Annotated in this window: 11 protein-coding genes; 8 read left to right on the forward strand and 3 right to left on the reverse strand. The window is 69.1% G+C overall.

Features of this window, described 5'->3' with window-relative positions:
• Window positions 1-12: 12 nt before the first annotated feature.
• Genes larC through IT371_02060 form a run of 3 tightly spaced genes read left to right on the forward strand, consistent with a single transcriptional unit; the run spans window position 13 to window position 3,713 of the window.
• Window positions 13-1,371, forward strand: coding sequence for a nickel pincer cofactor biosynthesis protein LarC (gene larC / locus IT371_02050; protein MCC6746409.1), 1,359 nt, complete (start codon window positions 13-15; stop codon window positions 1,369-1,371).
• Window positions 1,368-3,302 carry a PAS domain S-box protein gene (locus IT371_02055; protein ID MCC6746410.1) on the forward strand — a complete coding sequence of 645 codons (1,935 nt, stop codon included), beginning with the start codon at window positions 1,368-1,370 and terminating at the stop codon, window positions 3,300-3,302. The genes larC and IT371_02055 overlap by 4 nt, the downstream gene beginning before the upstream one ends.
• A gap of 33 nt (window positions 3,303-3,335) precedes the next feature.
• A complete protein-coding gene (locus IT371_02060) occupies window positions 3,336-3,713 on the forward strand; it encodes a hypothetical protein (protein ID MCC6746411.1) in 378 nt (125 codons plus the stop codon).
• Here IT371_02060 and IT371_02065 read toward each other — a convergent pair.
• The 3 genes from IT371_02065 to IT371_02075 all read right to left on the reverse strand — a co-directional run bounded on the left by IT371_02065 (window position 3,710) and on the right by IT371_02075 (window position 5,787).
• Window positions 3,710-4,960 (reverse strand): PEGA domain-containing protein, encoded by a 1,251-nt coding sequence (locus tag IT371_02065; protein MCC6746412.1) that lies wholly within the window; start codon window positions 4,958-4,960, stop codon window positions 3,710-3,712. The genes IT371_02060 and IT371_02065 overlap by 4 nt on opposite strands.
• 2 nt (window positions 4,961-4,962) lie before the next feature.
• Complete coding sequence (locus IT371_02070; GenBank protein ID MCC6746413.1) at window positions 4,963-5,313, reverse strand: hypothetical protein; 351 nt, start codon at window positions 5,311-5,313, stop codon at window positions 4,963-4,965.
• A gap of 66 nt (window positions 5,314-5,379) precedes the next feature.
• Complete coding sequence (locus tag IT371_02075; protein ID MCC6746414.1) at window positions 5,380-5,787, reverse strand: hypothetical protein; 408 nt, start codon at window positions 5,785-5,787, stop codon at window positions 5,380-5,382.
• Between the two features lie 191 nt (window positions 5,788-5,978).
• On the opposite strand from IT371_02075, the gene IT371_02080 reads away from it, so the two are divergent.
• From IT371_02080 to IT371_02100, 5 genes are all read left to right on the forward strand, one after another.
• Entirely contained in the window at window positions 5,979-7,598 is a 1,620-nt protein-coding gene (locus IT371_02080; GenBank protein ID MCC6746415.1) for a hypothetical protein, read from the forward strand.
• Window positions 7,595-8,449 carry an EI24 domain-containing protein gene (locus tag IT371_02085; protein MCC6746416.1) on the forward strand — a complete coding sequence of 285 codons (855 nt, stop codon included), beginning with the start codon at window positions 7,595-7,597 and terminating at the stop codon, window positions 8,447-8,449. The genes IT371_02080 and IT371_02085 overlap by 4 nt, the downstream gene beginning before the upstream one ends.
• A gap of 8 nt (window positions 8,450-8,457) precedes the next feature.
• On the forward strand, window positions 8,458-9,180 hold the full coding sequence (locus tag IT371_02090; GenBank protein MCC6746417.1) for an ABC transporter ATP-binding protein: 723 nt from the start codon (window positions 8,458-8,460) through the stop codon (window positions 9,178-9,180).
• Window positions 9,177-10,565: an FtsX-like permease family protein gene (locus IT371_02095; GenBank protein ID MCC6746418.1), complete on the forward strand. Its 1,389-nt coding sequence runs from the start codon at window positions 9,177-9,179 to the stop codon at window positions 10,563-10,565. The genes IT371_02090 and IT371_02095 overlap by 4 nt, the downstream gene beginning before the upstream one ends.
• Before the next feature lie 80 nt (window positions 10,566-10,645).
• Entirely contained in the window at window positions 10,646-13,348 is a 2,703-nt protein-coding gene (locus IT371_02100; GenBank protein ID MCC6746419.1) for a serine/threonine protein kinase, read from the forward strand.
• Window positions 13,349-13,363: the final 15 nt, after the last annotated feature.

Raw genomic sequence — 13,363 nt, forward strand, 5'->3', positions numbered from 1 at the left:
AGAGGCGAAGCCATGCGGTCGCTCGAGCAAGGACGGCATCTGTATCTGGACTGCTTTGCCGGGATTGCGGGGGACATGTTCCTCGGGGCGGCGCTCGACCTCGGGGTGCCCGAGGAGGTGATCCGGGGAGGGTTGGCGGGTCTGCCTCTCTCCGGCTACGAGCTCGTCGTCGGGCGGAGGCAGCATCTCGGGATCTCCGGGTGCGACGTGCAAGTGCGCGTGGGGGGCGGGAGGCACGAGCATCGGCGTCACGATGAACACCCGCACGAACATCCGCACGAACATCCGCACGAACATCCGCACGAACATCCGCACGAACATCCGCACGAACATCCGCACGAACATCCGCACGAACTCCAGCCCGGAGGGGGAGGGCACGCGCATCGCAGCTATAGGGAGATCAGGACGCTGCTGGCTGCCTCGAGCCTGAGCTCCCCGGTGAAGGCCCTCGCCGAGAGGATCTTCGAGCGAGTGGGGCGGGCCGAGGCGAAGATGCACGAGCTTCCCCTCGACGAGGTGACCTTTCACGAGGTCGGGGCCATCGATTCGATCGTGGATATCGTGGGCGCGGCGCTGGCCGTGGACTACCTCCGGCCCTCGCGCGTCAGCTCCCGCGCGGTGCCGGTGGGCAGGGGGTTCACGCGCTGTGCGCACGGGCGACTCCCGGTCCCCTCGCCCGCGGCCCTCGAGATCTTGCGAGGGCTTCCCATCGCGGACGGAGGGGCGGAGCTCGAGCTCTGCACGCCCACGGGAGCGGCCATTGTGGCGACGTTGGCCGAAAGCTTCGGTGGCATTCCGAGCGGACGGCTCGCGGGCGTGGGCTACGGCGCGGGGGATGCGTCGCTCCCGGATCGTCCGAATCACCTCCGACTGCTGCTGATAGACGACCAGGTGAGGGAGGCGGCGGAGACGGAGATGCTGGTCGTGGAGGCCAACCTGGACGACATGACCCCGGAGTGGTCGGCCTATGTGGCGGAGCGGCTCTTTGCTGCGGGGGCCGTGGACGTGTGGTACACGTCCATCATGATGAAGAAGGGGCGGCCCGGTCTCACCCTTTCCGCCCTCTGCGCGGGGGGGCAGCTGGCCGCGGTGGAGCAAACGCTGCTCACCGAGTCCACCACCATCGGGCTCCGTCGATATCCGGTCTCGCGGCAGACTCTGGCCCGTCGCTCTCGTACCGTCTCGACGGCCTACGGCGTGATCGAGGTGAAGGAGGCGCTGGAGGGGGACCGCGTCGTCAACGCTGCGCCGGAGTTCGAGGTGTGTCGCCAGGCCGCCGCGGCGCACGGAGTGCCGCTCAAGGAGGTCTACGCGGCCGCCCTGGCCGCCTACCGCGGGGTCTACCCTCCACCGCGGGGGGCCGGACGGTGAGAAAGGTCTCGGTGCTGCTCGTCGGGCTCGAGCCGGAGCTCGACGATGTGCGCGCTCACCTCTGCGAGCTGGGGCTGGGGGTCGTCCGCGTGGACGCGATCGCCGACTTCCAGGGGGGCTTTCCCTCGGTGTGCGTGGTCAGCGGTCGGCAGATGGGCGAGGTCTCTCGCAGCCTCGCCGGCCGATCGCAGGTGGAACCGCCGCCGCCGGTTCTCGCGCTTTGCCCGGGTGGCGGCGCGGAGGAGCTGCTACAAGCCCTGCGGGCGGGGGCGGACGACGCGCTCCCCTGGCCCGCCGGTCGCGACCTCGTGTCGGATCGCATCGCGGCGCTGGCGGAGCGCGGCGAGATCGAGGCGGAAGGGGCTCGTCGACGGGTCCACGCCCAGGTGCTACTCGCGCTGGCCTCGATGCTCGACACCACCGTGGAATTCGAGGAGGTGTTGCACGAGGCGCTCCTGCGGCTGGTCGAGGTTACGGGTGCGAGCCTGGCGGAGGTGTTCGTCGGCGGAGAGGACCCCGGAGTCCTCTTCCTGCTCGGCAGCAGTGACGATGCGACCGTGGCGAAGCTCCCGGTGCCGGCCGCCCGTGCGCCGGAGGCGGCCGCCCTCCTGCGCGGCGGCATCGATGCGCGAGAGGCGGGGGTGGGGACCCCCTCGGCCTCGGGCGCAGTCGTTGCGGCCGTACCGCTCGTCGACGATGGATCCTGCTTCGGCGCGCTGCGCTGCGAGTGGGTAGACGGGATGTCGCCCGGGGAGCCCGTGCAGGAGCTCTTGCGCGGGACGGGCGCCGTCCTGGCACCGCGGCTGCGCGCGTCGGATCTCTATCGGTCCCTGCACGAGCGCACGCGACGCGTGGCGGTGGTCTCGTCGGAGCCGCCGAGCCGTCCGACCGTGCTGCACAAGTACGAGGAGTTCTTCCAGCGCGCCTTCGATGGCATCGTCGTGCTGGACGGCGAGATGAAGGTGCTCTACGTGAACCCGGCGGGTGAGCAGATCACCGGGTACGCGCGGGACGGCCTGGTGTCGCGCTCCTTCTGCGACGTCCTCGTCCCCGACGATCGGATCGTCCTGGCGGACGTGCTGTCGGGGGCGCGCGAGAGCCGCGGGGGCCAGACCTTCGACCTGGGGCTCGTGACGACGAGCGGCGATCCCATCCGGGTGTCCGTTTCGTTGAGTGCGCTCCTGACGGAGGACGAAGTGCTCGTGCTGAGCTTTCGCGACGTCACGGAGGCTCGGGCGCTGTCGGAGGAGCTTCGCACGACCAAGGAGTTCCTCGAGCGGCTGATCGACAGCACCGTGGACGCGATCATCGCCACGGACGTGGATGGGCGCGTCGTGCTCTTCAACGCGGGGGCGGAGCGCATCTTCGGACTGCAGCCGGAGGAGGTCGTGGGCAAGTTCGCCTTTCGGGACCTCTTCCCGGAGGGGACCGCGGAGTACGTCCTCGAAGAGCTCCGGAGCGCCGAGGGGGGAGAGGTAGGCCGCATGGAGGGGAGCCGCCGCGAGATCCTGAACGTGGACAAGGAGCTCGTCCCCGTGAGCGTGAGCGCCAGCCTGATCTACGAAGGGGGCGAGGAGGTTGGCGTCGTGGGAATCATCAGCGACCTCCGCGAGCGCTTGCGCATCGAGAGGCGCCTCGTTCAGGCGCAGGAGAAGCTGCTCGAGTCCGAGAAGCAGGCGCTGATTGCTGAGCTCGCTGGAACCACGGCCCACGAGCTGAACCAGCCGCTCACCTCCGTCATGGGCTACGCCGAGCTGCTCAAGAAGCGCGTGGCCGAGGACGACTCGAATCGGCGAGCGATCGACATCATCCTGAAGGAGGCGGAGCGGATGGCGGAGATCGTGCGGAAGATCGGCAAGATCACGAGATACGAAACCAAGGACTACGTCGGCAGCACGCAGATCCTCGACCTGGACAAGTCATCGCGCTGACGGGCTCTTTCAGAGCCCTTCGAGGGTATCTAGATGGACAAGAACGCAATCCTGGCCGAGCTCGAGGCGCTCGCCGGGAAGCTGGAGGTGGACGTGGTCTACGACCACTTCACGGGGGACGGATTTGGCGCGGGTGGAATGTGCAAGGTGCGCGGTCGCTGGAAGGTGATCATGGAGCGGCGCAGCTCGGCCGGGGAACGCGTTTCGCTCCTGGCTCGCAGCCTGGGGCGCTTCGACCTCGGGCCGTACGAGATCTCTCCCGAGGTTCGAAAGCTCGTCCGGAGCCTCGCCGGGGCCGCTGTCGAGGCGGAGGCGGACGTCGTCGCGGAGGAAGAGGTCGCGTCGCCTGCCGTCGCCGGGGAGGAAGAGGTCGTGCCGCCCGCCGTCGCCCCCGAGGATCGGGACCCTTAGTTCGGGATCCGCACGCAGCGGTTGCCGTCTCCCGCGTTCCCCTGACAGCTCTTGTCGCTCGGCCACGCGGCCAGGGTCACGATCGCGGCTGCCGCCCCGGCCCCGACGGCGGTCCAGAACCACCACGTGGCGTAGAAGCGGCGTCGGCGCTGGGGTGGAGGGGGCGGTGGGTCGGGAGGCGTGGCGATGGCGCCGTCGTACGGGACGTTCACGTAGAGGAGCTGCGCCAGACGCTCGAGCTCTTTGAGTCGCGGTTCGGGGAGAACGAGGCCCGTCGCGTTCAGGCGGAGCTGCGAGCGCAGGTCGTAGAGGTAGGCCTGCACCCCGATCTGCTCGGTGGCCGCGGGGCTGATGGTGGCGAAGACCACCTGATCCACGAATAGCACGCTCCGCAGGTCCACCATCGCGGCGCTCGCCCGCGGCTGACCGAGTCCCGCCGTGGCGCGGTCCAGGGTCTGCTTCAGCAGGAGGTACTTCTCGCTCTGGCGGAGCTCGACGCTGTAGCTCTCCTGGCGTTGCGGGTGAACGGTGACCTTCACGGCGGCCTTGCCGTAGCTCGGCATCTTGAAGGTGGCATAGTGCTCTCCGACGGTCAGCCCGAAAGCGAGCGCCGGGGTCACGCCCACGTAGCGCCCGTCCACGTACGCCTTTGCGCCGGGCGGTGTGGTCACGAGTTCGACGGATCCTCGGCGTAGGCGTTTGGAGAGCGCGACCGCGCGCTCGAAGAGCGGCAGATGCTGCGGCCCGAAGGCGTCGGCGTCGAAGCGGTGCGTCGGTCGCCAGGCGAGCAGCCGGAGAAAGGCGGCCTGCGCCTGCGAGGCGCGCCCAGCTTCCGCGAGGGCGACGCCGATCGCGACCTGCGTCTCCGCCAGGGACTGCTTCTTGGTGGAGGCCAGGACCTTCTCGAAGCCCTGCGCGGCTTCCTGCAGCTTGGCGAGCGCCGGCCCCGGTTTTCCGCCGCGGAGCAGCTCGAGACCTCGCTCCTTGAGCTCTTCGGCCTGCCGGATCTGGGCCGTGGGCTCCTCTCCCGCGAACTCCGCCAGCAGCTTGTCCGAGTCCTTCACGTCGAGTCGAGGGTTGCGCCGCAACCCGGTGAGCAGAGCGTTCGAGGCCCGCGCGACGGTCTTGGGCGACGCGCCCTTTGCGGGGATGATGAAGACCGTCACGCGCGTCCGGGATGCGCTGCGCGCCGACTGAGGCTGGGCGAAAGCGACGACTGCGACGAGGAAGGCGGCCGTGCGAGGCACCCTCAACCCTCGTCCATGCGTCGCAGGCTGGCCGAGAGCAGCGGGTCCTCCGCGACGAGGCTCTGCAGCGCCGCTCGCAGCTTCTCGTTGGCCGCTGGGGTGAGGGCACCGCCTCGCTTCTCCACCACCTGCCCGATGAGGAGTTCCACCGCCTGCGCCGCGTTGACCTCGCCGCTACGTAGCCGGGCCACGATCTCGGTCAGCGCGTCGTTCGTGGGCGCGGCCGCTGGACGCGTCTCGGACGGTTTGAGCGTCTCGCTGAACTGGACCTTGGCCTGCCCCTGCGGCCCCTCGGTCTTGGCCAGGGGTGGGGGTTCGATGGGGCCAGGGCCTTTGGGGCCGCCGATCTTCATGGGAATCAGCTCCTTCCCGTTTTTCCTTCTATCATCTTTCGTTCCCGGCCGCCAGGAAGGGCCCTCCTACGCGCGGATGTTGCCGATGGCCGACTTGGAGGTCTCGTGCCGGGCCTTCATGACGTTCGACACGAGGGAGATCTGGCGATTCTGGCGCTGGATTTGGTCCTGGAGCTCGAGCAGTTTCAGATCTTCGCCGTACTTCTGCGACGAGGCGGCACGGAGCGGGTCAGCCGGGTCCGAGCTCGACGCCACGGGGCCGCTGACGTCCGACCCGGGACGCGCGTTGGAGATGGCGGCCGAGAGCGCCGGAAGGCCGATCATCCCGGTGGCAACCTGCGCTCCCGACAGGAGCACCTGGGCGCCTTGGCGCAGCACGTCCTTGAACCCCGTGGAGGGCGGCGGCGTCTCGCGGGGACGGATGGTCTCGATGTCGATCTGGCTGGCGTTACGACCGATGCGGGGGAGGCTCATGGCGTTCTCCTGTCGTTGAGCTCGTCGGTTTTGTTGCTCGCCGGTGGTTATCGGGGCTCGGTCTGAGAAGGTTGCGCGGTTCGCCGCGCGCCGCGCAGGTGCTGGGTTCTCGCTGACCCGATGGCGTGATAACGTCCCATAACTCTTCGAGGGAACTGTGCCCCTCGGAGGCAACCGTTACAGAGGACCTCATGCGTGCGATCCCGCTCCTTCTGAGCTCGGTGCTTCTGGCGGCGGGCTGTCCGACCCCGCGCCCGGTCGTCGGGCCGCCCAAGAAGCCGGTAGAAGATCAGAAGTTCCCCGTGCTCGGCCTGGTGCCCGCGAAGCCCACTTACTTCGTCGTGCTCGGGCGCCTGAGCCGCGCGGCCGAGGGGTTGCGAGCCTTCGTCGAGCCGCTTCGTGCCCTCGACACGGGCCTGACCCCCGACACGCTCGACAAGGAGTGGCAGAAGGACGTGGGCGGGAGCCCGCTGTCGGCGAACGATCTGGACGATGCCGGGCTCGATCTGAAGGGGAGCGCGGTCCTCTTCTCCACCACGGCGGCCCCCACCTGGGTGCTGCCCGTGGGCGATGAGGAACGGCTGCGGAAGTTCGTCGAGGGGCGGACGCGCCTCACGACCACCTTCGTGCGGTCGTACAAGGGGCACACCGTGACCGCGTGGAAGGTGGGCGAGGCGGTGCGTGGTGCGATGGTGCGCGTCGCAAGGTATCTGGTGCTGCACGTGGACTACGTGCCGCCCGGCTCGCCGGCGGACTGGAAGCCGAGCTTGACCTGGCTCGACGAGATCCTCGCCGCGCGCGCCGGACAGTCCGTGCTGCACGGCGAGGCCTACCGCTGGGTGATGAAGGCGGGGGGCGAGACCGCCGATGTCGTGGCGTACCTCGACCCGGCCGCGGTGCAGGCCGGCGCCACGCCCTGGCTCGGCCCGTTGCCCGCGACCTGCGCGGCTCCCGACCGTAAGCTCGATGGCGTTCGCCGCGTCGCGGTCGCCGTGCGCCTCGGCGCCCGTTCGCTCGCGGCCACGGCCACCATCTCGCTGACCGCGGAGGGGGAAAAGAGCCTCGCGGCCCACGTTGCGCGCGGCCCCGCCTTGCCGGCCTCCCTCTGGGAGAAGGCCCCCGCGCGGCTCGCGTGGCATCTGGACCCTCGCTACGTGACCGAGCTCGCGGCGCGCTACGGAGAGGCCCGCTGCGGCCCGGTCCACGGGGCCATTCGCGAGCTGTCGGGGCCGCTCCTGCAGCCGCTTCGCAGCTACGAGGCGGTGCTCCAGCATCTCGGCGGCTCCTTCGAGGCCGTCCTGCTCAGCGCCGACGAGAAGGGGCAGGGGACTCTCTCGCTGCAGGGCGCGGCGGTGGCCGCGGCGAAGCGCGAAGAGGACCGCGCGTTCCTGCTCAAGGAGCTCACGGTAGACGCCGAGAAGCAGACCCAGCTCGGGGGGCGGAAGCTGCACGCGGTCTCGCCGTCGGTGACCATGGTCGAGTCCGTGTGGCTCACGCTCGCCGACGACCGGCTGCGACTGGCCGCGGGCGAGGGCGTGATGCAGAGACTCCTGGCCGACGCACCCGTCGCTGGGAATCGCTTCCTGTCGCTCGGCCTCGAGCCGGGGCGCATCGCCGACCTGCGTGCCCCCGCGCGGCTCCTCGAGAGCGGGGGCTCGGCCCCCACCCCGTGGGGCGGGCGAAGCAGCTCGGGCGGGCGGTGGTCGCTCGACCAGCTCGCGAACTGGGCCTCGAGCTACGCGCGCGTCCAGCTCGACGGCGAGGTCCGTGGCCAGGACGTCGTGCTGCGGCTCGGTTACCAGCTCCGATGAGCCCCTCCGCGGTCGCTGCCGGAGCGGGCCGGGATCCGCGACAGGGCGGGGCGGCAGTGCGCTTCTTTCGCGGCTTCGGCTATCTCTTCGAGGCCTGGGGCTTTGTCTTCGGCAAGCATCCGGGCCTCGTCGCCTACTGCCTGGCGCCCCTGGTCATCAATCTGCTCGCCTTCGGCGGCGCGGCCGTGGGGCTCTACTATTACTATGACGACCTGGTGGCCCTCATCTGGGCCAGGCCGTCGAGCTGGCGGGTCATCTTCTGGTACCTGCTCTACGTCTTCATCTTCCTCGCCGTGATGCTGCTCGCCTACCTGGGCTTCTTCGTGGTGCAGGCGGTCCTCTCGGCCCCCTTCAACGACCTGCTCTCGGAGCGCGTGGAGGAGCTCGCCTACGATCGACCGCCGCCCCCCTTCTCCGTAGGCCGCCTGCTGGCCGGTCTCGGAAGGACCGTCCTCCACGAGCTCGGCAAGCTCGGCATCTACGTCTCGGTCATGCTGCCCCTCTTCCTGCTCAACCTGTTCGTGCCCGTCCTCGGACCGGTCGTCTTTCTCTGCGTCGGCTTCTACGTCACCGCGCTCTTCTTCGCCTACGACTTCATGGACTACTGCATGGGGCGTCGGGCGTGGCGGTTCGGGCGGAAGTGGGCGGCGCTGAAGGCGCATCGGGCGTTGACGCTCGGGTTCGGGTCGGCGCTGGCGGTCGCGCTGCTCGTCCCCGTGGTCGGGCTGCTCTGCGTGCCGATGGCGGCCGTCGGCGGGACCCTGCTCTTCTGCGACCTCGAACGCGTGGGAGCCTTCGACCAGGCCCACGGGGCCGATCCCCTGGCCGCGTCGCCAGGGCTGCGCGGCTGACGCTGACCATGCCCGATGTACTGATCGACGTTCGTCAGGTGAGCAAGAGCTTCCGGGGCGCGAAGGCTCCGGTGGCGGTGCTTCACGAGGTCTCTCTGCAGGTGAGCAAGGGGGAGTACCTGGCCATCGTGGGGACGAGCGGCAGCGGGAAGTCGACGCTGCTGAACGTGATGGGTGGGCTGGATGCGGACTACCAGGGCCACGTCCTGGTGGACGGCCTGGACCTCTCGCGGCTGAGCGATCGGCAGCTCAGCGCCTTTCGCAATCAGACCATCGGCTTCATCTTTCAGCAGTTCAACCTGCTCGAACACCTGTCGTGTGCGGAGAACGTGGCGATGCCGGCCCTCTTCAGCCGCACCGAGGTTGCGGATCCGCTCGGCCGGGCCCGGGAGGCGCTGGACCGCGTTGGGCTCGGGGCGCGCGCGGGGGACCTGGCGGCCAACCTGAGCGGCGGACAGAAGCAGCGCGTGGCCATCGCGCGGGCCCTCTTCCAGCGGCCTCCGATTCTGCTCTGCGACGAGCCGACGGGGAACCTGGACAGCGAGACGGGCAAACAGATCATCGAGCTGTTTCAGCGTCTGAACGGGGAGGACGGGATCACGCTCGTCATCGTGACGCACGAGGCGCGCGTGTCGCGCACCGCGCATCGGGTGGTGCGGCTCGAGGACGGACGGCTGGCGACCGAGGTGGGGGCCGTGGGGGTCGAAGCCAACCACGGAGACGGGCCATGAGTGCGCGGAAGCTCCTGCGGCTCGTGCGGCAGAATCTGCGGCGCAACCGCAAGCACAATATCCTCTCGTCGATCGGGATCGTGGTCGGCATCGCAGCCTTCGCCTTCTTCCTCTCGCTCGACGCCGGCGTGCGCAAGGTCGTCCTCGGGGAGATCTTCCCCGTGGACCGCCTGGAGGTGATCCCTCCCAAGGCCACGCTCTTCGGCAGCGGCGTTCGGCTGGACGACGCGCTGGTGTCACGCCTGCGCAACCCTCCGCCGGAGGTGGGGGCCCGGCCGAAGGCGGTCTTCGCCAAGATGAAGCTCGCGTTCCCCGCGCGCGGGTGGGGAGGGCGCAGCTTCCTCAAGCGGGATCGCGACTTCTACTTCGAGGTGAGCGGCTTCTGCGACGGCGTGGACGAGGCGATTCTCGAGGGGGAGGTCCAGCCCCCGTTCGTCTTCGAGGACGCGCTCAGCCGGCGCAAGCCCAGCCGGTGCGGCGCGGGGAACAGCTGCCCGGAGGGCTTCTTCTGCGCGTGGGACGTCTACGAGTGCCATCCGCTGATCCCGGCGGTGATCTCGCGCCACATGATCGAGCTCTACAACGGGTCCATCGCCGCGACCCACCCGGGTCTGCCCAAGATCCCCGACTTCGCCGCCAGCCTCTTTCGCGGGAAGTCCTTCACCGTCGAGCTCGGCCGCTCGTACCTCGGGAGTCAGGCGCGCCAGGGTGGCCAGCCGGTCCACCGCCAGTTCCAGCTCGTGGGGGTGAGCGACAAGGCGATCCCCCTCGGGCTCACGGTGCCGATCGGGTACGTGAAAGCCTGGAACCGGCGCTACGCCGGGGAGCTCGAGGCCACGACCTATTCGAGCGTCGTGATGGTCGTCGAGTCGAAGCGGGACATCACCGCGCTCGCGGCCCACGTGAAGAGCCTCGGCTTCGACCTGGCCGAGAGTCAGGGGGAGCGGGTCGGGCTCTTCATCACCCTGGCGACGATCCTCTTCACGCTGATTAGCGTCATCATCGTCGGGATTTCGGCGATCAACATCGCCCACACCTTCATGATGCTCATCGCCGACCGGCGGCGCGAGATCGGCGTGCTGCGGGCCGTGGGCGCCACGCGGGGACACATCCGGAGCGTGGTCCTCGGGGAGGCCGCGGTGATCGGGTTTCTGGCCGGGGGCCTCGGGCTGCTGATCGCGCGCGCTGCCGCCTGGACCTGCGACTGGTACTCGGCGCATCGGGTGCCCGACTTTCCGTTCAAGCCGGACACCTACTTCGTCTTCTCGCCGGCGCTGGTCCTCGGGGCGCTTGGCTTCGCGGTGCTATGCTGCGTGCTCGGCGCGCTGGTTCCGGCGCAGCAGGCCGCGCGCCTGCAGCCGGCGGAGGCCCTGGCCACGCGCTGACCCTCGAGAGGGCCGTATTGACGTAAGGCCCCGGCTGCTATACTACAAAAGGCCACTATCTAGCCCCTCGAGGCCACGACGTGAAGCGGCCTATTCCCTTCGGCAAGTACTACCTCCTCGAACGGATCAACGTCGGAGGCATGGCGGAGGTGTTCCGCGCCAAGGCCTACGGCGTGGAGGGGTTCGAACGGCTCCTCGCCGTCAAGCGCATTCTCCCGAACATCGCCGAGGACGCCGAATTCATCGATATGTTCATCGATGAGGCGAAGATCGCGGTGCAGCTCAACCACGCGAACATCGCGCAGATCTTCGACCTCGGGAAGGTAGACGACAGCCACTTCATTGCCCTCGAGTACGTGCACGGCAGGGACCTGCGCGCGATCTACGACCGCTGCCGCGGGCTCTCGGAGACGATGCCGGTCTCCCAGGCCTGTTTCATCGTGATGAAGGTCTGCGAGGGCCTGGATTACGCGCACAACAAGCGCGACGACCAGGGCCGCGAGATGCACCTCGTGCACCGGGACGTGAGCCCGCAGAACGTGCTCGTGTCCTACGAGGGCGAGGTGAAGCTCGTAGACTTCGGGATCGCGAAGGCCGCCGGGAAGGCGTCCAAGACGCAGGCTGGGATCCTGAAGGGCAAGTTCGGCTATATGTCTCCGGAGCAGGTCCGGGGCCTGCCGCTCGATCGGCGCTCCGACATCTTCTCCGTCGGCGTCGTGCTCTACGAGATGCTCACAGGCGAGCGCCTCTTTTACGGCGAGAGCGACTTCTCCACCCTGGAGAAGGTGCGCAACGTCGAGATCCTGCCGCCCAGCACCTACAACCGGAAGATTGGCGAGGAGCTCGAGCAGATCGTCCTCAAGGCGCTGGCCAAGGACGTCGAGGATCGCTACCAGAACGCGATCGACCTGCACGACGACCTGCAAGCGTACGTCTACACCTCGGGCGAGTTCTACGCCCGCAAGGACCTAGCGGCGTGGATGAAGCGCACCTTCGCGCGCGAGATCGAGGAGGAGGCGCGGAAGCTCGAGGCCTACCGGCAGATGCCGGCGCCCGAGCTGAAACCGGCGCCCACGCTTCCCCCGCCGTCGGTGAGCGTTCCTTCCGTGCCGCGGCCGCCCCCCGTTCCCGGGGGAGGAAACGGTCACCCGCTGGCGAGCGCTTCCCCGATGGAGCTGCCGCGCGCGGTGGCGACGGTGGACTTCCCGAGCCCGGGTGGTGCCCCGCCGGCCCCGCTGGAGGCGCTCTCCTCCGGGGAGACGCGCCCCGTGGAAGGGGCGCCGGCGCCGCTCACGTGGGACGACGACGAGGTCGAGACCCAGATCTACGACAAACAGGGCGGGAGCGAGGACTCTGGGGCGGTGGCGCTCTCCGAGGACGCGCTCGAGCCCGACGAGGACGGACCTACTCTGGCTCCGGCGTCCTCCATCGTGCGCACCGGACCCGTCCAGGCGATCACGGGGCCTATGCCGACCGCGACGGCGCCGCTGCTCCGCGCGAGCACGGGTCCGGTGATGATGACCGGCCCTCTCGCACCGCTCGCGACGGCGGCGGCCGTGCGACGCCGGGAGCGGCGCGCGAGGACGGCGGTGTACGGGGTCATCGCGGGGGTGGTGGTGCTCTGCTGCGCGGCTGCCATCTATTACTTCGTCGTGCACGGCAAGCGGCCGGGGGGCATCTCGGTCTCGGCCATTCCCAGCGACGTTCAGGTCTTTCTCGACGGCGAACGCCAGGCCGGGACGGGAACTCCGACGGCTATCAAGGAGCTGAAGCCAGGCTTCTACATCGTGTCGGTTCGGAAGTCCGGCTACGAATCCTGGGAGAAGACGATCGAGGTCAAGGCGGGTGAGGAGACGCGCGTCACGCCCCAGCTCGAGGCGCTCGCGACGGCCTCGATCGAGCTCCGCACGCGGCCCGTCGGGGGCGAGGCCTTCCTCGACGGACGACGCCTGACGGGCTTGACGCCGATGCGGATCAGCCAGGTGACACCCGGCCGCCACCGCCTGGAGGTCAAGAAGGGGGGCGAGTACCTGCCGTGGATCCACGAGTTCGACGTGAAGCCCGAGGAGCAGCTCCGGCTGAGCGTGAAGCTCTTGCCCCCGAAGGTGGCGGTCAAGCTGGACAGCGAGCCGAAGGGCGAGGCGTTCCTCGAACGAGACGGGCAGCGGGAGCGGCTGGGTCGCACCCCGGTGCAGATCAACCTCAGTCCGAAGTATGCGTATCGCGCGGTGGTCAAGCGGGAGGGCTACAAGGAGTGGGCCGGGGCGGTGGAGTTCGACGGGGATGCGCCGGTGAAGCTCCTCGCGAAGCTGGAGAAGGAAGGAGCGACGGCGACGGCGAAGGAGGAGCCACCTCCGCGGCCGGTGGCCTCCACCCCGAAACAACCGCCCAAGCCGAAGCCGGAGCCGCACGTGGCGGTGAAGCCCTCGCGCGAAGGAACGACCAAGCTCCGCAGTCCGGGCCGGAAGCCTGGATCTTCGAGGACCGTCAAGCCTTCCACCCCGACCAAGGTGGCTTCGACGCCCACGCCGCCGCCGACGAACCCCGAGCCGGCGGGCATGGGGACGCTGAAGGTCAACTCGAATCCGTGGACGCAGATCGTGATCGACGGCAAGGACACGGGCCTCACGACGCCGCAGGGGAAGATCCCGCTCGCCGCGGGGAAGCACAAGATTCAGCTCAAGAACCCCAAGTTCAACATCGATGAGAGCTTCACGGTGGTGATCAAGCCCGACCAGCCGACCAAGCTGGTGAAGACCTTCCAGAGCGGCAGCGCTCCGTAGCACGCCCCGTTCACG

This window comes from Deltaproteobacteria bacterium, from assembly GCA_020848905.1.
Taxonomy (GTDB): domain Bacteria; phylum Myxococcota_A; class Polyangia.